22 protein-coding genes are annotated in these 23,211 nt (G+C 62.1%); 14 read left to right on the top strand and 8 right to left on the bottom strand.

Annotation, left to right across the window (positions count from 1 at the left end; translation table 11 throughout):
• The first annotated feature begins 53 nt into the window (after positions 1–53).
• From V7773_RS00840 to V7773_RS00830, 3 genes are all read left to right on the top strand, one after another.
• Positions 54–563: a sigma-70 family RNA polymerase sigma factor gene (locus tag V7773_RS00840; RefSeq protein ID WP_063321215.1), complete on the top strand. Its 510-nt coding sequence runs from the start codon at positions 54–56 to the stop codon at positions 561–563.
• A complete protein-coding gene (locus V7773_RS00835; protein ID WP_063321216.1) occupies positions 563–1,507 on the top strand; it encodes a FecR domain-containing protein in 945 nt (314 codons plus the stop codon). The genes V7773_RS00840 and V7773_RS00835 overlap by 1 nt, the downstream gene beginning before the upstream one ends.
• 67 nt (positions 1,508–1,574) lie before the next feature.
• A complete protein-coding gene (locus tag V7773_RS00830; protein WP_336071713.1) occupies positions 1,575–3,998 on the top strand; it encodes a TonB-dependent receptor in 2,424 nt (807 codons plus the stop codon).
• Positions 3,999–4,034: 36 nt separating this feature from the next.
• On the opposite strand, the gene V7773_RS00825 is transcribed toward V7773_RS00830, so the two are convergent.
• The 4 genes from V7773_RS00825 to V7773_RS00810 all read right to left on the bottom strand — a co-directional run bounded on the left by V7773_RS00825 (position 4,035) and on the right by V7773_RS00810 (position 6,078).
• Complete coding sequence (locus tag V7773_RS00825) at positions 4,035–4,436, bottom strand: hypothetical protein (protein WP_083569150.1); 402 nt, start codon at positions 4,434–4,436, stop codon at positions 4,035–4,037.
• A gap of 240 nt (positions 4,437–4,676) precedes the next feature.
• Positions 4,677–4,844, bottom strand: coding sequence for a hypothetical protein (locus V7773_RS00820; protein ID WP_158265815.1), 168 nt, complete (start codon positions 4,842–4,844; stop codon positions 4,677–4,679).
• A 145-nt stretch (positions 4,845–4,989) separates the two neighbouring features.
• Entirely contained in the window at positions 4,990–5,469 is a 480-nt protein-coding gene (locus V7773_RS00815) for a nuclear transport factor 2 family protein (protein WP_336071711.1), read from the bottom strand.
• A 45-nt stretch (positions 5,470–5,514) separates the two neighbouring features.
• Complete coding sequence (locus V7773_RS00810; RefSeq protein ID WP_092224240.1) at positions 5,515–6,078, bottom strand: TetR/AcrR family transcriptional regulator; 564 nt, start codon at positions 6,076–6,078, stop codon at positions 5,515–5,517.
• Between the two features lie 121 nt (positions 6,079–6,199).
• Here V7773_RS00810 and pssA point away from each other — a divergent pair, with 121 nt between their 5' ends.
• From pssA to V7773_RS00755, 11 genes are all read left to right on the top strand, one after another.
• The gene (gene pssA, locus V7773_RS00805; RefSeq protein ID WP_092224242.1) at positions 6,200–7,543 is read left to right on the top strand and encodes a CDP-diacylglycerol--serine O-phosphatidyltransferase; all 1,344 of its coding nucleotides are present in this window, start codon (positions 6,200–6,202) and stop codon (positions 7,541–7,543) included.
• Between the two features lie 11 nt (positions 7,544–7,554).
• Entirely contained in the window at positions 7,555–8,571 is a 1,017-nt protein-coding gene (locus tag V7773_RS00800; RefSeq protein ID WP_092463540.1) for an AraC family transcriptional regulator, read from the top strand.
• Between the two features lie 162 nt (positions 8,572–8,733).
• On the top strand, positions 8,734–9,705 hold the full coding sequence (locus tag V7773_RS00795; protein WP_336071707.1) for an NAD-dependent epimerase: 972 nt from the start codon (positions 8,734–8,736) through the stop codon (positions 9,703–9,705).
• Between the two features lie 33 nt (positions 9,706–9,738).
• Positions 9,739–10,482 (top strand): glycosyltransferase family 2 protein, encoded by a 744-nt coding sequence (locus V7773_RS00790; protein WP_336071706.1) that lies wholly within the window; start codon positions 9,739–9,741, stop codon positions 10,480–10,482.
• A 1-nt stretch (position 10,483) separates the two neighbouring features.
• Positions 10,484–10,777 carry a lipid-A-disaccharide synthase N-terminal domain-containing protein gene (locus V7773_RS00785; RefSeq protein ID WP_063321222.1) on the top strand — a complete coding sequence of 98 codons (294 nt, stop codon included), beginning with the start codon at positions 10,484–10,486 and terminating at the stop codon, positions 10,775–10,777.
• A 67-nt stretch (positions 10,778–10,844) separates the two neighbouring features.
• Positions 10,845–12,302 (top strand): ArnT family glycosyltransferase, encoded by a 1,458-nt coding sequence (locus tag V7773_RS00780; protein WP_336071917.1) that lies wholly within the window; start codon positions 10,845–10,847, stop codon positions 12,300–12,302.
• A 317-nt stretch (positions 12,303–12,619) separates the two neighbouring features.
• Positions 12,620–14,284 (top strand): AMP-binding protein, encoded by a 1,665-nt coding sequence (locus V7773_RS00775; protein ID WP_336071703.1) that lies wholly within the window; start codon positions 12,620–12,622, stop codon positions 14,282–14,284.
• Between the two features lie 16 nt (positions 14,285–14,300).
• On the top strand, positions 14,301–15,062 hold the full coding sequence (locus tag V7773_RS00770) for an SDR family NAD(P)-dependent oxidoreductase (protein WP_336071701.1): 762 nt from the start codon (positions 14,301–14,303) through the stop codon (positions 15,060–15,062).
• A 16-nt stretch (positions 15,063–15,078) separates the two neighbouring features.
• Positions 15,079–16,266 carry an acetyl-CoA C-acyltransferase gene (locus V7773_RS00765; RefSeq protein WP_336071699.1) on the top strand — a complete coding sequence of 396 codons (1,188 nt, stop codon included), beginning with the start codon at positions 15,079–15,081 and terminating at the stop codon, positions 16,264–16,266.
• A gap of 9 nt (positions 16,267–16,275) precedes the next feature.
• On the top strand, positions 16,276–17,403 hold the full coding sequence (locus tag V7773_RS00760; protein ID WP_063321224.1) for an acyl-CoA dehydrogenase: 1,128 nt from the start codon (positions 16,276–16,278) through the stop codon (positions 17,401–17,403).
• 13 nt (positions 17,404–17,416) lie between these two features.
• The gene (locus tag V7773_RS00755; protein ID WP_003202009.1) at positions 17,417–18,190 is read left to right on the top strand and encodes an enoyl-CoA hydratase; all 774 of its coding nucleotides are present in this window, start codon (positions 17,417–17,419) and stop codon (positions 18,188–18,190) included.
• A gap of 230 nt (positions 18,191–18,420) precedes the next feature.
• Here V7773_RS00755 and V7773_RS00750 read toward each other — a convergent pair whose 3' ends face one another.
• The 4 genes from V7773_RS00750 to V7773_RS00735 form a co-directional block, all read right to left on the bottom strand.
• Complete coding sequence (locus tag V7773_RS00750) at positions 18,421–19,572, bottom strand: acyl-CoA dehydrogenase family protein (protein WP_092346441.1); 1,152 nt, start codon at positions 19,570–19,572, stop codon at positions 18,421–18,423.
• 3 nt (positions 19,573–19,575) lie between these two features.
• The gene (locus tag V7773_RS00745; protein WP_336071696.1) at positions 19,576–20,682 is read right to left on the bottom strand and encodes an enoyl-CoA hydratase/isomerase family protein; all 1,107 of its coding nucleotides are present in this window, start codon (positions 20,680–20,682) and stop codon (positions 19,576–19,578) included.
• 134 nt (positions 20,683–20,816) lie between these two features.
• Positions 20,817–21,524 (bottom strand): HPP family protein, encoded by a 708-nt coding sequence (locus V7773_RS00740; protein WP_057450721.1) that lies wholly within the window; start codon positions 21,522–21,524, stop codon positions 20,817–20,819.
• 177 nt (positions 21,525–21,701) lie between these two features.
• A complete protein-coding gene (locus V7773_RS00735) occupies positions 21,702–23,081 on the bottom strand; it encodes a UDP-glucose dehydrogenase family protein (protein ID WP_336071693.1) in 1,380 nt (459 codons plus the stop codon).
• Between the last annotated feature and the right edge of the window lie 130 nt (positions 23,082–23,211).

Genomic DNA, 23,211 nt, shown 5'->3' with positions numbered 1-23,211 from the left:
GCGAACATTAATTAGAATCAGTCTCATTTAAGACTTTGCGCAGGCTTCTGGACATGTGTGATGCAGTTACGCCGACGGAGCATTCCCTCCATGCGTTATACCGTGACCACGGTAGTTGGCTGGAAGGCTGGTTGCGACGGCGCATGGGCAATGCCTGGGATGCGGCGGACCTGCGCCAGGATACCTTCCTGCGGGTGCTTTCCAGTTCCCAGACATTGGCTGACCTGCAAGAACCCCGGGCTTATCTGCTGACCGTTGGCAAACGTCTGCTGAGCAATTTCTACACCCGGCGCAGTCTTGAACAGGCGTATCTCGACGCCCTGGCGAGCCTGCCCGAAGCCTGCGCACCGTCGCCAGAGCAACGCTGGCTGCTGCTGGAAACCCTGCAAGCCCTGGACGAACTGCTCGATGGCCTGCCGCCCCTGGTGCGGCGGGCTTTTCTCTGGAGCCAACTTGAAGGCCTGGGTTATCGCGAGATCGCCGAACGCCTGCACGTGTCCGAACGCACCGTGAAACGCTACATGGCCCAGGCCTATGAGCATTGCCTGTTGGTGGACTTCTGATGCGCTCGGCCCCTTCACCCGAAGCCCGCGAAGCGGCGCGGGCGGCGGCTCGCTGGTTGACCCTGATGGAGTTCGACGCAGATGCGTTCGACTCGGCGGCCCTGCAACGCTGGCGCGACAGCAGCGCTCATCACGAGGCGGCCTGGCAGAAGGCCCAGCGATTGCGCCAGCGCTTTGCCGGGGTGCCCGCGTCCCTGGGCATGGCAGCGCTGGACCGCCCAGTGCTGGCTCGGCGCGAGGCGCTCAAACGCGCATTGGGCGTCGCCGCATTGGTCCCGACCGCTTGGTTGCTGGGGCGAGAGCTGCCATTGGAGGCCTGGCGCGCTGATTTGCACACCGCCACGGGCGAGCAACGGCGCTGGTCGCTGGTCGATGGCAGTGCGCTGCAACTGAACACCGACAGCGCCGTTGACCTGGACCTCAAGACGCATCGCCTGGTGCTGTTGCGCGGCGAAATCGCCCTCACGCTCGCCGGGCGCACGCCGCTGTCCGTTCAATCACCCTACGGGCTCATCACCGTCGGTCGTGGCGAAATCTGTGTGCACCTGGGCGAACGCGATTGCCGGGTGTCGGTGGTCAGCGGCTCGGCACAACTGCAACCCTTGCGCGGGCCATTGCTGAGCCTGGAAGCAGGCCAGCAGGTCAACATCCAGGACTCGGGCGCGGGGCCAGTGAAGGCGTTCGACGTGGCACAGCTGGGTTGGCGTGACGGCGTATTGGTTGCGCAGGACCAGCCACTGGGGCATTTCCTGCGGGAACTGAGCCGTTATCGCCCCGGGGTGTTGCGTTGGGACGAAACCCTGGAACCCCTGCGAATCACAGGCAGCTTCCGCCTGGACAACACCGACCGAATCCTCACGCTGCTTGCGGCCAGCCTACCGCTGGACGTGCACATGCGCACTCGCTACTGGGTCACGTTGACACTTCGCAAAAATATGGCCTGAGGCCTGTCCCCTTTTTTTGTCTCGCTTGTCATTCAAGGCAACTGAACAAAAATGAGAGCGCTTTCCAATGTCCGCAGTTGCACCTTTGCTTTTGCGCCCGGCCTTTGCCGGCTGGCGTCCGCTGTTGAACCTGAGCCTCATGCTGAGTTTGAGCGCCAGCCCATTCTTTATCTCATCGAGCCTGGCCGAAGACGCCGACCGGCGCAGCTACCAGGTGCCGGCTGGCAGCCTCGGCGTGGCGTTGACCCGGTTTGCCGGGCTGGCGGGCGTCAACCTGTCGGTGGACCCGGCCCTGGTGAGTGGTCGCAACAGCGCCGGCCTTTCGGGTGAGTTCGGGGTTGAGGAGGGGTTTGCCCGGCTGTTGTCGGGCTCGGGCCTGCAATTGCAAGCGGTGGGTGAGCAGGCCTATATCCTGACGCCGGCACCGGAACGCGGCAGCCTGCAACTGGCACCCACCTCGATTCTCGGCGCCACGGCGTCGACAGACAGCCCGGCGTATGCCGGTGGCCAGGTTGCTCGTCGCGGTTCGCAAGGCTTGCTGGGCTCGCGGGACTTCATGGAAACGCCGTTCAGCATGACCACCTATACCAGCGCGGTGGTCAAGAACCAGCAGGCGCGTACCTTGGGCGACCTTATCGCCAGCGACCCCTCGGTCCGCGCCACCAACCCGGCGGGCGGGCGCTACGAGCAGTTCACCATTCGTGGTTTCAGCCTGTTTAACAGTGATGTGGCGTACAACGGTCTCTACGGCATCTTGCCGACCTACACCATCGACATGGAGATGGCCGAACGCGTCGATATCCTCAAGGGCCCGAGCCAGCTTATCAACGGTATCTCGCCGCGGGGCAGCGTGGGGGGCGGGATCAACGTGGTGCCCAAGCGTGCCACCGACAAGCCCATCACCTCGTTCACCGGCAGCTATGCCTCCAACAACCAGCTTGGCGGTGCCGTGGATGTCGGTCGGCGTTTTGGTGAGGATGACAAGTTCGGTATTCGTTTCAATGGCGTGAAGCAGGCGGGCGACACCGAATGGGATCACCAGAGCGTGGACCGCGAGATGGCGGTGCTGGGCCTGGATTTTCGCGGTGAGCGCCTGCGACTGTCGACGGACATCGGCCACACCGGGCGTAACACCGACGCGCCCCAGGAGCGCGTGCAGGTGGGTGCCAATGCACAGGTTCCTCACGCCAGTGACGTACGTGACAACTACGCCCAGTCCTGGAGCAAGGCACGCACCAAGGACACCTTCGGCGCCGTGAACGCTGAATTCGACGTCAACGATTCCGTCATGCTGTATGGCGGTGTCGGCGCGCGCAAAAGCGAGCATGACTTCCTCAGGCACAACGTTTCGGTCACCAACGACGCCGGTGACTTCACGGTCCAGCCCCGAGATTTTACCCGCGACGAAAATGTCCGCACGGCCACGGCCGGGGTGCGCAACTGGTTCCATACCGGTCCGGTGAGCCATGAGGTCAACCTGGCGGCCAGTTATTTCTACATGGACTTCGAAAATGGCGGCGCCCGCTACGCCAACGGTCGCAGCAACCTGTATGACCCGGTACAGACCCCGACGCCGAGCAACCCGACCCGACAGGACGACAAGGTCTATACCGAGAACCGCTTCAGTGGCGTGGCCTTGTCCGACACCCTGGGGCTGTTCGATGATCGATTGCTGCTGACCCTCGGCGCCCGCTGGCAGCGGGTGAAGGTTGACGACTGGACGAATAACGTCAAGGGCGACACCGCCTACGACGAAGAAAAGGTTTCGCCGTCGGGCGGCATCCTGTTCAAGGCGACCGACAAGCTGTCGTTGTATGCCAACTACATGGAAGGCCTGAGCCAGGGCAAGATCGCGCCGTCGACCTCGGTGAACGAGGACGAGATTTTCCCGCCATTCATCAGCCGTCAGGTCGAGGTGGGCGCCAAGTATGATGCCGGTCCGTTCGCCGTCACCGCCGCCCTGTTCCGGATCAAACAGCCGGCCTATGCGACCGACGCGACGACGCGTGTCTTCGGCCCGAACGGCAAGCGAGAAAACACCGGCGTGGAGTTGAGTGTGTTTGGCGAACCGCTGAAGGGAACCCGTTTGCTCGGCGGCGTGATGTACATCGACAGCGAATTGACCCATACCACCAACGGCACTTTCGACGGCAACCGCGCACCGGCCACGCCGAAGTACAATGTCAACCTCGGCGCCGAGTGGGACGTGCCGACGCTACAGGGCCTGACCTTGACCAGCCGTGGCATCTATTCCAGCTCGCAGTACCTGGACCAGTCCAACACCAAGGAAATCGATTCCTGGGAACGTTTCGACGTGGGCGCCCGCTATGCATTCAAGGTCGACGAAAAACACATCACCCTGCGGGCCAATATCGAAAACGTGGCAGACAAGCGCTACTGGAGTTCGGCCGGCGCGTCGGATGACAGTGAGCCTGGCTTGACGCTGTCGACCCCGCGCACCTACCTGCTTTCCGCAACGGTGGATTTCTAGGCCGAGGTGCCGCTCCAGGGAAGGAGCCGCCTGGGTTCAGATGTCGCGAAACAGATCGTGGGCATCCAGCAGCCGCCAGGCGATCTCGGGGCGTTTTTCCAGCCCGCGGCGAATGGCGGCGGGGATGGACTGGCGAATTTTCCGGCACAGGCCGGGCTGCTCCTGGAATTCGATGGCAATGCCGCGCATGGTCCGCACTTCGTTATAGCCGGGCTCGACGCTCAAGCGGATCCCCAGGTTCTCGTACAGGCGTTGCTGCAGGCGCTGGAGTTCGTCGAGGCTCTGGATGTTCTCCAAACGTTCAAGCAGGCGTTTTTCTTCCTGGCGATTCAGGCAAAGGATGCGCAGGTCGCTGCCAGGCGCTTGCAGCAAGGCATCACGGCCACAATCGCAGACGCCGGGCGGGCAGGGGGGACGGATCGGAATCGACGCGGTCATGGGCTCCACAAAAATCTGCTGCACAACGAAACAGCGAGCTTATCGCCGGCCCAGGCAATGTGATGCCTGGCGGCATGTGGGTCAAGCCTGTTGGAGGGGCCGCTTGTCTGGCGCTGCTGTGGGAGCTTGCTCGTGATAGCGGTGAGTCAGCCTGCACCTTTGTCGGATTTGCCACCGCCATCGCGAGCGAGCTTTGCTCCCACAGATCTGATGGGTGTACGACCGGGGGAGCCAGGTCGGCTATAAGGCCGCCTCGGCGTGGACGTTGATCTCGGGCGCCCCGTTAACCACGCTGGCCGAACGCAGGCATTGTGCAGTGGGCATCCCGGCATGGATGCCGGGATAGCCGCGCTGGGCCATGGATGGCCCTTCGCGGCGGCCCACGGAGCAATGCCGGAGTGAGGGCATGCCGAGCCTAGGCGAGGCACCGAGTGGTGGGGCAAAGCGCTTTTGGTTACTTTTGGCGCTCTTCCAAAAGTGACCCGCCGTCAGGGCGGAACCGCCAGCAGCCTTTACCGCAGAAATGGATATGTACTCAGTCCAGTCAAGAGCGTTACAACCCCAACTCAGACAAGCCCGGATGATCGTCCGGCCGGCGGCCCAGCGGCCAGCGGAACTTGCGCTCGCTTTCCTTGATCGGCATGTCGTTGATGCAGGCATAACGGTTGTACATCAGGCCTTGTTCGTCGAACTCCCAGTTTTCGTTGCCGTAGGAGCGGAACCAGTTGCTCGAGTCGTCGTGCCATTCGTAGGCATAGCGCACGGCGATGCGGTTATCGGTGAAGGCCCAGAGCTCCTTGATCAGCCGATAATCCAGTTCCTTGGCCCATTTGCGGGTCAGGAACGCCTTGGCTTCCTCGCGGTTATGGGCGAATTCGGCGCGGTTACGCCATTGAGTATCCAGCGTGTAGGCCAGGGATACTTTTTGTGGGTCACGAGAGTTCCAGCCGTCTTCGGCCAGGCGAACTTTCTCGATCGCCGATTCACGAGTGAACGGCGGCAACGGCGGGCGAACTTCGGAAGAGGCAGACATGGCGGATCTCCAGTGAATTGACGAATTGCACAAGGGTTCAACGGGTCAGGCGTGTAACAGTTTTTTCAGCAAGTCCTGGGCGTCGTCAGCCGCGCTGTGGTCGCCCATGACCAGCGCCACGGTAATGGCGCCGTCAATCAGAATCAGGAGTTGGCGGGCCAGTGCGTCCGGGTTCTGGACACCTTGTTCGACGCACAGCCGGGTGACGTAATCGAGCAACTTCTGTTTGTGCATCTTCGCCACTTGGCGGACCGGATCCTGTGGATCGCCTGTCTCGCCACTGGTGTTGATGAATGCACAGCCGCGGAAACCTTCGCTGTCGAACCAGCCCTTGAGTACGGTGAACAGGTTGAGCAGCCGCGCCGTCGGTGTCGGCGCCTTGTCCACTTCGCTGCTGAACCAGTGCATCCAGCGCTCATCCCGCCGCCTGAGGGCGGCCACGATCAGGTCGTCCTTGTTGGCGAAGTAGCGATAGACACTTTTCCTGGAGACGCCGGCGGTTTTCACCAGAAGGTCCATGCCGGTGGCGGCGATGCCACTTTTATAGATCAACTTTTCGGCGACATCGAGGATGATGTCTCGTGTTTCATTACCAGTGATTTCGTTCATGAAACAAAAGTAGAATGATCGTTCTCCTTGGTCAAGTCTTTTTTTCTTGAGGACAGGAAGACCCAAACCCATCCATGGTGTAAGCTCATCCGTTCTTCGGAATCGACCTTTTGCGAGCCCTATGCCGTCGCTTTTCAAACGCTCCCTGCTGCCCAAGCTGCGCAGCTTTGCACTGACCGCCGACGCGGTGACCATCCTCGATGGCGCTGCCCAATTCCGCCGTTGCCTGCTGGAGAAAATCGCCCAGGCCACCCAGCGCATCTACATCGTCGCGCTGTACCTGCAACAGGACGAGGCCGGCCAGGAAATCCTCGATGCCCTGCATGCCGCCAAGGCCGCGCGTCCGGAACTGGATGTGGTCGTGGTGGTGGACTGGCTGCGGGCCCAGCGCGGGCTGATCGGCGCCAAGAAGCAGCCGGGCAACTCGGCGTGGTATCAGGAACAGACTCGCACCCATGCCAGCGAAGTGCCGATCTACGGCGTGCCGGTACAGACCCGCGAGCTGTTCGGCGTGCTGCACTTGAAAGGCTTCGTGATTGACGACTGTGTGCTCTACAGCGGCGCCAGCCTGAATAACGTCTACCTGCACAAGTTCGACAAATACCGCTACGACCGCTATCACCTGCTGCAGAACACGGCACTGGCCGATTCGATGCATCACCTGGTGCAGCACGGCCTGATCACCTCCAGGGCCGTGCACCGCCTGGACCTGCCGAACCTGCCCAGCACCCGCAGTTTGCGCAAGGACATCGGCGACCTGCGCAGTCGCCTCAAGTACGCGACCTATGACACCAGCGTTGGCAGCCTCGATAAGAGCGGCCTGTCGGTAAGCCCGTTGCTGGGGGTGGGCAAGAACAATCCGCTGAGCCGGGTGATCGGTGAGCTGATCGCCAGCAGTCGCCAGCAACTGACCATTTGCACACCGTATTTCAACCTGCCCCTGGCGGTGACCCGGGAGCTCAATCGCGCCCTGGCCCGGGGGGTCAAGATCGACATCATCGTCGGCGACAAGACCGCCAACGACTTCTACATTGCGCCAAGCGAGCCGTTCAAGATCATCGCGGCGCTGCCATACCTCTACGAAATCAGCTTGCGGCGCTTCGCCAAACGCCATCAGCGCGCTATCGACAGCGGCCAATTGAACCTGCACCTATGGCGTGATGGGGACAACACCTATCACCTCAAGGGCATGTGGATCGACGAGCGCTACACCTTGCTGACCGGCAACAACCTCAACCCACGGGCCTTTCGCCTGGACCTGGAAAACGCGCTGTTGCTGGACGACCCCAAGGGCGAGTTACTGGCGCCGCGCCAGGCCGAGCTTGAACAGATCTACCGCCACACTCACCGGATCGAACGTTACCTGGACCTGGAAACCCTGCCGGATTACCCCGACGCCGTGGCCAGGTTCCTGAAACGGGTCAGCCGGGTGCGGATAGAACGGCTGCTTTACCGGATCCTGTGAACACCGGCGCCATGTCGAAAAAAGACACCATCTCCATTCAGTTGGTGCGTGAGGCGCTGCTGCAAAGCTGCGCTCCCGGAGCGGCTACCGATGAGGTATTGAGCAAGGTGGGCATCGATCCCGCATTGCTCGACGACGCCCAGGCGCGGGTCCCGGCCCATGCCTATGCGCGGCTCTGGCGTTTGCTCGCCCGGCGCCTGGATGACGAGTTTTTTGGCATGGACCCGCGCAAGCTCAAGTCCGGCAGCCTGGCGTTTCTCTGCCAGTGCGCCATGGCCCAGCCGACGCTGGCGAGCGGCTTGACGGCGGGGCTGGGCTTTCTGTCGCTGATGCTCGAACACCTGCCGGCCCAGTGGGTGCGCCAGCAAAGCCTGGCGGAGATCGTGCTGCTGGAAGACGATCAGGAACCGCGCCGGGCCTTTACCTACTTCACCTACTGGATGATCGTCCATGGGGTGGCCTGCTGGCTGGCCGGGCGGCGCATTCCCATTCTTTCCGTCGAGCTGCGTTGCCCGGCGCCGGATTTCTGCGACGACTACCGGGTGATGTTTTCCCAGAACCTGCGTTTTGACCGGCCTCGCACCCGGATGATTTTCGCCGCCGAATGCCTCGACCTGCCGATCAGACGCAACGCTGATGAGCTCAAGCGCTTCCTGGCCCAGGCCCCGGCCAACATCCTGGTCAAATACCGCGACCCGCAAAGCCTGGCCAGCCGTATCCGGCACGACCTGCGGCAGTTGCCTGCCGAACAGTGGCCGGAAACCGAGGCCCTGGCCCAGCAGCTGTGCGTGTCCGCCTCCACCCTGCGTCGACGCCTGGCGGAGGAGGGCCAGACTTACCAAGGCCTCAAGGACAGCGTGCGCAAGGACCTGGCGATCACCTGGCTGGCCGAGCCCTCCATCAGTTTCGTCGAAATCGCCTCGCGCCTGGGTTTTGCCGATGCCAGCTCCTTCTACAAGGCGTTTCGCAAATGGTCCGGGTCCAACCCGGGGCATTATCGCAGCCTGATTCTCAACGACCCAGATTGACCCATCGGGTGGCCTCCAATCTTGTGCCTACCCAAGCTCCCATAGGGTTTTTCGCTACGCTCGTAAAACCGTCATTTTCTTCTGATACAAGCCTGTGCAAGCCCCGGAAAAGCCGGACCATCCATCAGGGTAATGTATGCAAATGACCGTTTTGGGCCGCGTATGAGAGTACTGGTCACCGGCGTCGCAGGGTTCATCGGATTTCATACCGCCAAGCGGTTGTGCAGCGATGGTCATCAGGTCATTGGCATCGACAACCTCAACAATTACTACAGCGTCGAGCTGAAACAGGCACGACTGGCTCATTTGGCCGAATATCGCGATTTCCGCTTTCAGCTGCTGGATGTGGCAGACAAACCGGCACTGTTGGAGTTGTTTGCCGAACACGCCTTCGACCAAGTCGTCCACCTCGCGGCCCAAGCCGGCGTGCGCTATTCCATCGACAATCCGGACGTTTATGCGCAAAGCAACCTGGTAGGTTTCCTCAACATATTGGAAGCGTGCCGTGCCCATCGGCCGGCGCACCTGATTTTCGCCTCGAGCAGTTCGGTGTATGGCTTGAACGACCGCCTGCCGTACGCCACGACCGACCCTGTCGATCAGCCGGTGTCTTTCTATGCCGCGACCAAGCGCGCCAATGAGCTGATGGCTCACGCCTACTCGCATCTCTATGGCATTCCCACCACCGGCCTGCGGTTTTTTACCGTGTATGGGCCTTGGGGACGGCCCGACATGGCGCCCTTCAAATTCACCGATGCCATCCTCAACGGTCGCGCCATCGACGTTTACAACGACGGCGCGATGTCTCGCGATTTCACCTATATCGACGACATCGTCGAGGGCCTCGTGCGCCTGATTCCGCTGCCCCCGACCGATGAGACCGGCGTGCGCAACAAAGTCTACAACATCGGCTTCGGCTCACCGGTGAAGCTTTTGCAGTTTATCGAGTGCATTGAAGAAGCGCTGGGCATCCGCGCGATAAAGAATTTCTTGCCACTGCAATCGGGCGACGTGGTCGACACGTGGGCGGACACTCGTGAACTGGAGGAGCGGGTGGGGTTTCGCCCACAGGTCGCGGTGCCCGTGGGTGTGCAGTCGTTTGTCGATTGGTACCGCGACTATTACGCCGTCTAACCACTCATTTCCCAGCTTTTTTTCTGGAGCATCATGCACGAACCCCCTTATGTATCGGTCCTGATTCCAGCCAAAAACGAGGCAGGTAATCTCATTCCACTTCTTGAAGAAGTGCGCACGGCGTTGGCCAATGAGAACTTTGAGGTCATCGTGGTGGACGATGGGAGCACCGACGCCACCGCCGCTGAGTTAAGCACCTTACAAGTTAGCGGCTACCAGCAATTGCGGGTGCTCAGCCACACCCGTTCCCTCGGGCAGAGCACCTCGGTCTACCACGCCGCTGAAGTGGCACGCGGGCATTGGTTGGCAACCCTGGACGGCGACGGTCAGAACGACCCGGCCGATCTGCCGAAAATGCTCGACCTGGTGCGCGGCTCCGAAGGCACCCCCGCGGGCGTCAAGCTGGTGGCAGGGCATCGCGTCAACCGCCGGGACACGGCGAGCAAGCGTTGGGCCTCGCGATTTGCCAACAAATTGCGCGCCAGCCTGCTCAAGGACCAGACGCCCGATACCGGTTGCGGCATCAAGTTGATCGAGCGCGAGGCGTTTCTGCGTCTGCCGTATTTCGATCACATGCACCGTTTCATTCCGGCGCTGATCCGCCGTCACAACGGCCGGATGCTGGTTCATCCGGTCAATCACCGTGAGCGCGGGGCCGGGGTGTCCAATTACGGCAACCTGGACCGGGCGCTGGTGGGCATTGTCGATCTGTTCGGGGTGTGGTGGCTGATCAAACGCACCCGCCTGGACGTCAACGCACAAGAAACCGAGGTTTGAAATGGGCAGAGAATCGTTGTGGTTGGCCGTTGGCTTCGGTGGTCAATTGGCATTCACCGGGCGTTTTGCCCTGCAATGGCTGTACAGCGAATACAAAAAGCGCAGCATGATTCCCGTTGGTTTCTGGTACCTGAGCATCGTCGGGAGCGCGCTGTTGCTGGCCTATGCCATCTACCGCGAAGACCCGGTGTTCATTGTCGGCCAGTCCTTCGGCTTTATCGTTTACCTGCGCAATTTGCAGTTGATCGCCAAGCATCATGAACAGGAAAACCCCGAACTGGCCAAAAAAGGCTGAGACCGTGCGGATACGACTATCTTCCTCGCGGCTCGAGCTCCTGGCGTTTGTGGTATTGGCCTTGATCATGGTGGGCGCTGGCCTTGGCTGGCGCCAACCGATGAACGTCGATGAGGAGCGCTTCCTTGGCGTTGCCCTGGAGATGCTGCAGAACGGCTCCTGGTTCATTCCCTATCGGGCCGGTGAAATCTATGCCGACAAACCGCCGCTGTTCATGTGGACGGTGGCGCTGTTTGTGCAACTGACCCACCTGCCCAAAGTTGCCCTGTACTTGCCTGCGCTGCTGGCAGGCGCCGTTACCACCGCGTGCCTGTATGACCTGGGCCGACGCTTGTGGGGGCGGCGTGTAGGGGTGGTCGCGGCGCTCTTGTTTCTCGCGACCTACCAGACCTACAGCATCCTGCGCACCGGGCAGATCGATGGTTTCCTTGCGCTCTGGACCATCCTGGGGATCTATGGCTTGTGCCGGCACATGCTGCTCGGCCCGGCCTGGCGTTGGTACTACGTGGCGTGTGCGGCGATGGGGTTGGGGATCATCAGCAAAGGCGTGGGGTTTCTGCCGGTGCTATTGCTGATTCCCTACGCCTATGCACTGCGCAAAGGTTGGAAGGGGGTGGTGGCCATGCCTGGCCAGGCGGGACGCTGGTGGCTGGGGCTGCTCGTAGCATTGGTCGCCATCGCGTTATGGCTGGGGCCTTTGCTGATGATTGTCTCGCAGGGCAGTGCCGACAGCCTGGCATACGCCGAGGAAATCCTGTTCAAGCAGACTGCCGGGCGTTATGCCAACGCATGGGAGCACCGCGAGCCATTCTGGTATTTCTTCGTCCAGGTGATTCCGAAGTACTGGCTGCCGATTGTGTTCATGCTCCCCTGGCTGGTGCCGGCCTGGCGTAAACAACTGCTCAAGCACGACGGTCGGGTGTTGGTGCTGCTCGGTTGGGTACTGCTGGTGTTGGTGTTCTTTAGTCTGAGCAGCGGCAAGCGCAAGCTGTATATCTTTCCCGCGTTACCCGCGTTGATTCTGGTGGTGGCGCCGCTTGTGCCATGGATGCTGCGCTGCTGGTTTGGCGCGCGACCGAGGGGCAGGAGGGTTTTCAACGTATTGGCTGCGCTGTGGTTGTGTGCCTGGCTTGTACGCGGCTTCGTCGAGCCCCACAAGGAAGGCATCAACCCCCACCAGACCTTGATGCGCGATGTCGCGGGGATGACTTCAAATGCCGAGTTGGTACTCGTGGGTTGGCGCGAGGGCCATTGGCTGTTCGCCCGGCAACCCATCGTGCATTTCGGCTTTTATAACGGCAACGCCCTGGAACAATCCGCCACCTGGCTGCGCAGCCACCCCCGGGCCTTCGCCCTGGTTCCCGCCCGGGACCTGGCCCGCTGTTACGACCCGCAAAAGGCTCGCCGGGCCGGCGATACCTCGAGGGCCGAGTGGTTCCTGGTGGGGGCTGATGCGGATAACCAGCGCTGCCAGTCCCCGGTGCCGGAAAAGGTTTACTCATTCACATGGGCGCATCCTTTGTAGTGGCTGAAAACTCCTCTGTGGCGAGGGAGCTTGCTCCCGCTGGGCTGCGCAGCAGCCCCAAAGCAGTCAACTCAATTAGCCTGACACACCAGGTTGTCCGGTTCTGGGGCCGCTTCGCGCCCCAGCGGGAGCAAGCTCCCTCGCCACAGGGGGGGGCTCGACAGGCAACACATCCCTGAACCACACCCCTGAACCATGGCCAAACCAGTCAAGCAACTTGATGGCTTTGACCATTGCCGCCACAGCCCTTCGGCGCGAGTATTTGCCTGCTATCCACGGTTCCCCCAACCAATAAAAAACACAGAGGGATGCTGGTCATGCGCGATTATTCGTCCGCCACTTCGCAATTCGATTACCTGCAAACCGTCAACGCCGCGCTGCACGGCTCGCTCGAGGCGCTCAATGCCTGTGTCGAGTGTTGCGACCGGCATGCGTTGCCGGGTCGTATCGCCTTGTTCTGGGAGGGCCGTGACGGCAGCGATGCGACTTGGACTTACCGTGACCTGCAGGACAACGCCGCGCGGTTCGCCAATTTCCTCCGCGCCCAAGGCGTCGGCAAGGGCGACAAAGTGGCCGGCCTGCTGCCGCGCACCGCGGAACTCTTGATCGTTGTACTCGCCACCTGGCGTATCGGAGCGGTGTATCAACCGCTGTTCACCGCATTCGGGCCAAAGGCCATCGAGCACCGCGTCGGCAGCTCGGGCGCACGGATCGTCGTGACCGACGCCGTCAACCGTCCCAAGCTCAATGAAATCACCGGTTGCCCCACCATCGTCACGGTCGGTGGTGAAAAGGGCCAGGGCATCGTGCGCGGCGACTACAGTTTCTGGGCCGAAGTGGCGAACCACTCCAGCCAGTGCGAACCGCTGATGCTCACCGGCGAAGACCCGTTCCTGCTGATGTTCACCTCCGGCACCACAGGGCCTGCCAAGGCTCTGTCGGTGCCACTCAAGGCCATCGTTGCGTTCCAGAGCTACACCCGTGACGCGGTGGACCTGCGACCTGAAGACGCCTTCTGGAACGTCGCCGACCCCGGTTGGGCCTACGGCATTTATTTCGGCGTGACCGGGCCGCTGGCCATGGGACATCCGATTACTTTCTACGATGGCCCGTTCACCCTGGAAAGCACCTGCCGGGTCATCAACAAATACGGCATCACCAACCTGACCGGTTCGCCCACCGCCTACCGTCTGTTGATCGCCGGGGGCGAGCAGTTCGCCCGCTCGATCAAGGGCAAGCTGCGCATCGTCAGCAGCGCTGGTGAGCCGTTGAACCCGGAGGTGATCCGTTGGTTCGCCGACAATCTGAACGTGGTGATCCACGACCATTATGGCCAGACCGAACTCGGCATGGTGCTGTGCAACCACCATGGGCTGGAACACCCGGTGCATCTGGGGGCGGCCGGTTTTGCCTCGCCGGGCCATCGGATCGTGGTGCTGGACGAAAACCAGCGCGAGCTGGGCGTGGGCCAGCCGGGCATTCTCGCGGTGGACCGCAGCCAGTCGCCCATGTGCTGGTTCGCCGGTTACGAAGGTGCGCCGACCAAGGCCTTCGTTGGCGACTACTACTTGAGCGGCGACACCGTGGAGCTTAACCCCGACGGCAGCATCAGCTTCGTCGGCCGTAGCGATGACGTGATCACTACCTCCGGCTACCGGGTCGGTCCGTTCGATGTGGAAAGTGCGCTGATCGAACACCCGGCCGTGGTGGAAGCGGCGGTGATCGGCAAGCCCGATCCGGAACGCACCGAGCTGGTGAAGGCCTTCGTGGTGCTCAGCACCCAATATCGCGCCTCACCGGAGCTGGCCGAGGAATTGCGCCTGCATGTGCGCAAGCGTCTGGCGGCCCATGCTTATCCCCGTGAAATCGAATTTGTCAGCGACTTGCCGAAAACCCCAAGCGGCAAGTTGCAGCGCTTTATCTTGCGCAACCAGGAAATCGCCAAGGCTCAAGAGGCCGCGGCGCAGAACGTTTCAGCTTGAACCCAAGGAAACCATGATGCAGATCGACAACAAGATTTTCCTCGTCAGCGGCGGCGCGTCCGGCCTCGGTGCGGCCACCGGCGAGATGCTGGTCAAGGCCGGCGCCAAGGTGATGCTGGTGGACCTCAACGCCGACGCCGTGGCCGCCCAGGCGCAAAAACTGGGCTGCCAGAGCGTGGTGGCCGATATCAGCAACGAAGCGGCGGCTGAAGCGGCGGTCCAGGCCACGGTCGATGCGTTCGGTGGTCTGAATGGCCTGGTGAATTGCGCCGGTATCGTGCGCGGCGAGAAGATCCTCGGCAAGAACGGCCCCCACGGGCTGGACAGCTTCAGCCAGGTGATCAACGTCAACCTGATTGGCAGCTTCAACTTGCTGCGCCTGGCGGCTGCGGCCATTGCCGAAACCGAGGCAGACGCCGATGGTGAACGTGGCGTGATCATCAACACCGCTTCGGTCGCGGCCTTCGACGGCCAGATCGGCCAGGCCGCCTACGCGGCCTCCAAAGGCGCCATCGCCAGCCTGACGTTGCCAGCCGCCCGTGAACTGGCGCGCTTCGGTATCCGGGTGATGACCATTGCCCCGGGGATTTTCGAAACCCCGATGATGGCCCGCATGACCCCCGAGGTGCGGGATTCCCTGGCCGCTGGCGTGCCGTTTCCGCCACGCCTTGGGAAACCGTCCGAGTACGCGGCGCTGGCCAGGCATATTATTGAAAACAGCATGCTCAACGGCGAGGTGATCCGTCTCGACGGTGCCTTGCGTATGGCAGCCAAATAAGTAAGGAGGATTCATGATGTCCAACGATCCTATTGTCATCGTCAGCGCCGTCCGTACCCCCATGGGTGGTTTCCAGGGCGAACTGAAAAGCCTCACCGCCCCGCAACTCGGTGCCGCCGCCATCAAGGCCGCCGTGGAGCGGGCCGGTATCGCGCCGGGTGCGGTTGAAGAAGTGCTGTTCGGTTGCGTGCTCGCCGCCGGCCAGGGCCAGGCACCGGCACGTCAGGCCGCACTGGGCGCCGGGCTCGACAAGTCGACCCGCTGCACCACGCTCAACAAGATGTGTGGTTCGGGCATGGAAGCGACGATCCTCGCCCACGACATGCTCATCGCCGGCAGCGCCGAGGTGGTGGTGGCCGGCGGCATGGAGAGCATGTCCAACGCCCCGTACCTGCTCGATCGCGCCCGCGGCGGTTATCGCATGGGCCATGGCCGGGTGCTTGACCACATGTTCCTCGATGGCCTGGAAGACGCCTACGACAAAGGTCGGCTGATGGGCACTTTCGCCGAAGATTGCGCCGAGGCCAATGGTTTGAGTCGCGAGGCCCAGGATGCCTTCGCCATTGCGTCCACCACCCGCGCCCAGCAGGCGATCAAGGACGGCAGTTTCGATGCCGAGATCGTGCCGTTGCAGGTCATGGTCGGCAAGGAACAAGTGACCATTCGGCACGACGAGCAGCCGCCGAAAGCGCGGATCGACAAGATCGCCTCGCTCAAACCGGCGTTCCGCGAGGGCGGCACGGTGACGGCGGCCAACGCCAGTTCCATTTCCGATGGTGCCGCTGCCCTGGTGCTGATGCGCCAGGGCCAGGCTGCCCAGCGTGGCCTCAAGCCCCTGGCGGTGATCCACGGTCACGCGGCGTTTGCCGATACTCCGAGCCTGTTTCCCACCGCACCGATTGGCGCCGTGAAGAAACTGATGCAGAAAACCGGTTGGTCGCTGGATCAAGTCGACCTGTTCGAAGTCAACGAAGCCTTTGCCGTGGTCGGGCTGGTGACCATGGACAAGCTGGAGATTGCCCATGACAAGGTCAACGTCCACGGCGGAGCCTGTGCGCTGGGCCACCCGATCGGCGCGTCTGGCGCACGGATCCTGGTGACCCTGCTGTCAGCCCTGCGCCAGAAGGGTCTCAAGCGCGGCGTCGCGGCGATCTGCATTGGTGGCGGCGAAGCCACGGCCATGGCCGTCGAATGCCTGTATTAAGGAATTACCATGCTTGCGACTGAAGAACAGACTCAAATCCGCGACATGGCCCGGCAGTTCGCCGAGGAGCGCTTGAAACCGTTCGCCGCCGAATGGGACCGCGAGCACCGTTTTCCCCGGGAAGCCATCGATGAAATGGCCGAGCTGGGCTTCTTCGGCATGTTGGTGCCGGAGCAGTGGGGCGGCTGCGACACCGGTTACCTGGCGTATGCCATGACCCTGGAGGAAATCGCCGCCGGCGACGGCGCGTGCTCGACCATCATGAGTGTGCACAATTCGGTGGGCTGCGTGCCGATCCTCAAGTTCGGCAACGATGAGCAGAAGGCGAAATTCCTCACGCCCCTGGCCAGTGGCGCGATGCTTGGTGCCTTCGCCCTGACCGAGCCCCAGGCCGGTTCGGACGCCAGCAGCCTCAAGACGCGGGCGCGGCTGGAGGGGGATCATTACGTGCTCAACGGTTGCAAGCAGTTCATCACCTCCGGGCAGAACGCCGGGGTGGTGATTGTGTTTGCGGTGACCGATCCGAGCGCAGGCAAGCGTGGCATCAGTGCGTTCATCGTGCCGACCGATTCGCCGGGCTACAGCGTCGCGCGGGTCGAAGACAAACTCGGCCAGCATGCCTCCGACACTTGCCAGATCCTCTTCGAGGATTTGAAGGTGCCGGTGGGCAATCGCCTGGGGGAGGAGGGCGAGGGCTACAAGATCGCCTTGGCGAACCTGGAAGGCGGGCGCGTGGGCATCGCGGCGCAAGCGGTGGGCATGGCCCGCGCGGCGTTCGAAGCGGCCCGGGACTATGCCCGGGAACGCTCCAGTTTCGGTAAGCCGATCATCGAGCACCAGGCCGTGGCGTTCCGCCTGGCCGACATGGCGACCCAGATCGCCGTGGCCCGGCAAATGGTGCACTACGCCGCCGCCCTGCGGGACAGCGGCCAGCCAGCGCTGGTGGAGGCCTCCATGGCCAAGCTGTTCGCCTCGGAAATGGCTGAAAAAGTCTGCTCCATGGCATTGCAAACCCTGGGCGGCTACGGTTACCTGAACGACTTCCCGCTGGAGCGCATCTACCGCGACGTGCGGGTCTGCCAGATCTACGAAGGCACCAGCGACATTCAGCGCATGGTCATTTCGCGCAATCTTTGAACAGGAGTCCTGCATGAGTTACGAAACGATTTTATTGGAGATCAAGGACCGCGTCGGCCTGATCACCCTCAACCGTCCCCAGGCCTTGAACGCCTTGAATGCGCAGATCGTCAGCGAACTGAACCAGGCGCTGGATAGCCTGGAGGCTGATCCGAAGATTGGCTGCATCGTGCTGACCGGCTCGAAAAAAGCCTTTGCCGCCGGTGCCGATATCAAGGAAATGGCCGAGCTGACCTACCCGCAGATCTACCTGGACGACCTGTTCAGCGACAGCGACCGCGTGGCTAACCGTCGCAAGCCGATCATCGCGGCGGTGAACGGTTTTGCCTTGGGCGGTGGCTGCGAGCTGGCGTTGATGTGCGACTTCATCCTGGCCGGCGACAACGCCAAGTTCGGCCAGCCGGAGGTCAACCTCGGCGTGCTGCCAGGCATGGGCGGCACCCAGCGCCTGACCCGGGCGGTGGGCAAGGCCAAGGCCATGGAAATGTGCCTGACCGGGCGCTTTATCGATGCGGTGGAAGCCGAACGCTGCGGCATCGTCGCGCGGATCCTACCAGCCGATGAGCTGCTGGACGAGGCCCTGAAAACCGCAGCGTTGATCGCCTCCAAGTCGGTGCCCATCAGCATGATGGTCAAGGAAAGCGTCAACCGTGCGTTTGAAGTCAGCCTGTCCGAAGGCGTGCGTTTTGAGCGGCGGGTATTCCACGCCGCGTTTGCGACGCAAGATCAGAAAGAAGGCATGGCGGCATTCGTGGCCAAGCGCGCGGCGGAGTTCCAGGACAAGTAAGGCGGCGTTTCTATTGACGCCCCATAACCCGTGGCGAGGGAGCTTGCTCCCGCTCGGCTGCGCAGCAGTCGCAAACCGGATCATGCGGTTCGGCTGAAAAAATGCAGAGGCCTGCTTCGCAGACCAGCGGGAGCAAGCTCCCTCGCCACATTGGGTTTGTGTGGAGCCGAAATTGGAGCTCGACCAAAGTCCCTGTGGGAGCGAGCTTGCTCGCGATGCTTTTCCAGCCATCACACCAGGTAGTGTTTCAACTCCCGAGCGATGACCATCCGCTGTATCTCGCTCGACCCTTCATAAATCTGGGTAATCCGCGCATCGCGGTAGTAGCGCTCCACCGGATAATCCTCGAGATACCCATAACCACCATGAATCTGTATGGCCGAGGAGCAGACTTTCTCGGCCATTTCCGAGGCAAACAGCTTGGCCTGGGAGGCTTCTGACAGGCAAGGTTGGCCCGCGCTGCGCAGGCGGGCGGCGTGGAGGATGAGCAGGCGGGTGGCGTTGATGCGGGTGTGCATGTCGGCCAGCAGGTTGGCGATGCTCTGGTGCTCGATGATCGGCTTGTCGAACTGTACGCGATCACGCGCGTAAGCCAGCGCCGCTTCGAACGCCGCGCGGGCGATGCCCAAGGCTTGCGCCGCGATGCCGATGCGGCCGCCTTCCAGGTTGGACAGGGCGATGGCCAGGCCTTTGCCGCGAGCTCCCAGCAGGTTGGCTTCGGGGATGGTGCAATTGCTCAAGGTGACTGCGCAGGTGTCCGAGGCGCGGATGCCCATTTTGTGTTCGGTGCGATCAACGATGAACCCCGGCGTATCGGTGGGCACCAGGAACGCTGAAATGCCTTTCTTGCCCAGTTCCGGGTCCGTCACGGCAAACACGATCGCCAGTTTCGCTCGCTTGCCATTGCTGACGAACTGCTTGGCGCCATTGATGACCCATTGGCCCTCGCGCAATTCGGCCCGGGTGCGCAGGTTGTGGGCTTCGGAGCCGGCCTGGGGCTCGGTCAGGCAGAAGCAGCCAATGGCCTGGCCACTGGCGAGGTCGGCCAACCATGTCTGTTTTTGTTCGTCGGTGCCGAAATTCAGCACCGGCCCACATCCCACCGAATTGTGGATGCTCATCAGTGCGCCGGTAGCACCGTCGCCTGCGGAGATTTCCTCCACGGCCAGGGCATAGGCGACGTAATCGACGTAGGTACCGCCCCATTCTTCCGGCACTACCATTCCCAGCAGGCCCAGCTCCCCCATCTTCGCCACCAGACCGTCGTCAATCCAGCCGGCCTTTTCCCACGCCTGGGCATGGGGGGCGATTTCACCACGGGCGAAGTCCCGGGCCATGTCGCGGATCATCACTTGTTCTTCGGTCAGTTCGAGGTCATGCATGGCTCAGTTCCCGTGGTCGTCGAAGCCGTCGAAGAAACTCGCCACATGGTCGGCGTCCAGCGCCTCCAGGGTCGGCGGGTTCCAACGCGGGTTCTTGTCTTTGTCGATCAGCAAGGCGCGCACACCTTCGATCAGGTCACCGCGTTCGAACCATTGCTGATCCAGATGCAGTTCCAGGGCAAAACAGTCTTCCAGGCTCAAATGCCGACCGCGCCGCAGCATTTCCAGGGTCACGGCCATGGCCAGGGGAGAGCGGCTGTCCAGCAGGTCGGCGGTCTTTATTGCCCATTCATGGCTGTTGGCGACGGTGACCTGGCGCAACTGCTCGACCATGCTCGGCACGTCGGGCAGGCCGAAGAAATGATCGATGGCTGGCCGCAGATCGGCCAGGGGCGGGGCAGGCAGCTGTTGCACACCGAGTTTGGCCAGCAGGCTCTGCAGGTCCTTGAGTGGCGTATCACCCCACTCCAGGCGATCGAGGCGCGCATCGAGCTGTTCAAGCTTGCGACTGTCCAGATACCAGTCGGCCAGCCCGCAATACAAGGCGTCGGCCGCGCGGATCTGCGCGCCGCTGACGCCCAGGTAGATCCCCAGTTCGCCAGGAATGCGCGGCAGGAAGTAGCTGCCGCCCACGTCCGGGAAATACCCGATGCCGACTTCCGGCATGCCCAGGCGGCTGCGCTCGGTCACCACCCGCAGGTCGGCACCTTGTGCCAGCCCCATGCCGCCGCCCAGCACGAAGCCATCCATCAAGGCGACGATTGGTTTACGGTAGTGATGAATCGTCAGGTCGAGGGCGTATTCCTCGACGAAGAAATCTTCATGCAGGGTGTCACCCTGCTTGTGGCTGTCGTACAACGAACGGATATCGCCGCCGGCGCAAAACGCCTTCTCGCCCGCGCCCCGCAGCACCACGGCGCGGATCTGTGGGTCCAGGGCCCAGGTATCGAGTTGTTGCTGCAAGCTGCGCACCATGCCCAGGGTGAGAGCATTGAGGCCGGCGGGGCGGTTCAGGGTCAAATGGCCAATGTGATTGCGAACTTCGACCAGCACCTCATAGGCCGCGGTGTCGAGGGTTCCCGCGGCGTGTGATGAAACCTGAGCTGTCATCGCTAACTCCCTGCTTTTATTCTTCTTTATGAATTGTGTCGCGCGTACCTATTCAGGATCGTAACAGTGCAAATTTGCATTGCACAACCGGGATACGTGCAGGTCCTTTCTGCATATTTATAGCAGCCACAGGCTCAACCGCGACTAGAGAGAACCTCCGCGATGCTGCGGCGCTTGGCATTTCGCTCGCTGGCGTGGATCAACTGCTCAAGATCTTCCGGCGTGACGTCAAAGAACGCTTCCATTTCCGCCAAGGCCAGTTTCAGGTCTTCGGCCGTGATCGCCTGGCGGTCGACGGGAGGGTGGTCAGCCGGTATGACGGCCAGCGGTTCGCTGGCACGCTTGGGATAGCGCACCCGCGTCAGGTTGTTATAGGCCAGCGCAAAGGCCAGCAACCCGGAGCCGGCCAGCATCGCCGCACCAACGGCTTGCCAGTCCAAGGCAATGATAGACGGGGCGGCCAGCACCAGCGTCGCCGCCAGGGCGCCTGCCGGCGGATGCAAGCAACGCAGCCAGCACATCAACACCAGCGCCATGCCCGCCGCCAGGCAGGCGCTACCCAGCGTACGGCCCAGTACATGGGCCACCAGCAGCGCGACGACCGACGCACACAGGTAACCGCCGACAATCGACCAGGGCTGGGCGAGGGCGCCCGATGACACCGCAAACAACAGCACCGCCGAGGCGCCGAGGGGGCCGATCAGGTGTTGCGCCACCTCAAGGCCGAAGACCTGGCCACAAAGCCAGACACTGAACATCGTCCCCAGCGCCATGCCGATGGCGGCGCGGCTCCACTCGGTGGGACGGGTATTGATAGCGGCGGGGAACCAGCGAGAAAGCATTAAGCGAAAATCCAAAAAACGAACAAAAAAAGGGGCTTACGGGAGTGTCCCAGAAAGCCCTTTAAGTGTTCCAACAGTTGGGGGAGGAACGGTGCACAGTGTGCCGCTCACAACTCTTGCTTACAAATTCATATTAATGCTGGTTGAGTGCATTAATTTTGAGGTAATGCTCACGGGTCACGCGCTTCTTGAAGCCGGGAACCACGTTTGCTGGGCGATAGGCAGGTTGCGCGACTGCCCGCGACCCATCGGAAAATAGATGAAACCCTTGTCGGCCATGCGCTCCGGATCGAAAAGGTTACGACCGTCAAAAATCACCGGGGCCTTGAGCCGTTGTTGGATCAGGTCGAAGTCCGGCGCCTTGAAGGGCTGCCATTCGGTACAGATGACCAACGCGTCGGCTCCCGGCAACACCGATTCCGGTGTGCCCATCAGCATGAGTCGGGGCTCGTCGGGATAGAGCAGTTGCGTCTGCTGCATCGCCTCCGGGTCGAACGCGCGGACGCTGGCGCCCGCTGCCCAGAGCGACTCCAGCAGGGTACGGCTCGGAGCATCGCGCATGTCGTCGGTGTTGGGCTTGAAGGCCAGGCCCCAGAGGGCGAAGGTCTTGCCACGCAGGTCGCCCTGGTAGAACGCGTTGATCCGCTCGAACAGCTTGTGTTTCTGCCGCCCGTTGATGGCTTCCACCGCTTGCAGCAGGTCGCTGGAGCAATGAGCCTGCTCGGCCGTGTGGATCAGGGCACGCATGTCCTTGGGAAAGCACGAACCGCCGTAGCCGCATCCCGGGTAGATGAAGTGATAGCCGATGCGCGAGTCGGCGCCGATGCCCAGGCGCACGGACTCGATGTCGGCCCCCAGGTGTTCGGCCAGTTCGGCGATCTGGTTGATAAAACTGATCTTGGTCGCCAGCATGCCGTTGGCGGCATATTTGGTCAGCTCGGCGCTGCGCAGGTCCATGAACAGGACCCGATCGTGGTTGCGGTTGAACGGGGCGTACAGGTCGCGCATGGTTTCGCGCACTTCATCGCGCTCGCAGCCGATTACGATGCGATCCGGACGACGGCAATCGGCGACCGCCGAGCCTTCCTTGAGGAATTCGGGGTTGGAAACAATATCGAACTGCAGCAGGCGACTGGCCTTGAGCAGGCATTTGTCGATGTGCCCCCGCAGAACGTCGCCGGTGCCCACCGGCACGGTGGACTTCTCCACCACAATGAGCGGTTGCTCGCGGTAGCGGGCGACGGCCTCGCCGACGGCCAGGACCTGGCTCAGATCGGCACTGCCATCTTCCCGGGAAGGCGTGCCCACGGCGATAAACAGCACCTGGCCGTGCTGCACGGCGAGCTGTTCGTCGCAGGTGAAATGCAAGCGGCCAGCTTCCAGGCCTTCACGCACCAGCGCGGCCAAGCCAGGCTCGTAAATGCTCACTTGGCCTTGGCGCAAGCTGTCGACCTTGCGCTCGTCGATGTCCATGCACACCACGTCATGGCCCACTTCGGCCAACACGGCAGCTTGGACCAAGCCTACGTAACCACTTCCGAATACGCTGATTTTCATGGCGAACTCCCTGGAACTTTCCGAGCGGGCGACATGCACAACCAGCGTTCGCCGCCGTGCGCTTGGTTCAGAATAAGTCGGGGATGTTGCAATTCGCTGACAGGCGCGGCCCCTGGGGCCTCAACTGAAG

Source organism: Pseudomonas sp. 3JA, assembly GCF_036961705.1.
Lineage (GTDB): Bacteria > Pseudomonadota > Gammaproteobacteria > Pseudomonadales > Pseudomonadaceae > Aquipseudomonas > Aquipseudomonas fluorescens_Q.
This window is presented reverse-complemented; position numbering and strand designations above follow the sequence as displayed.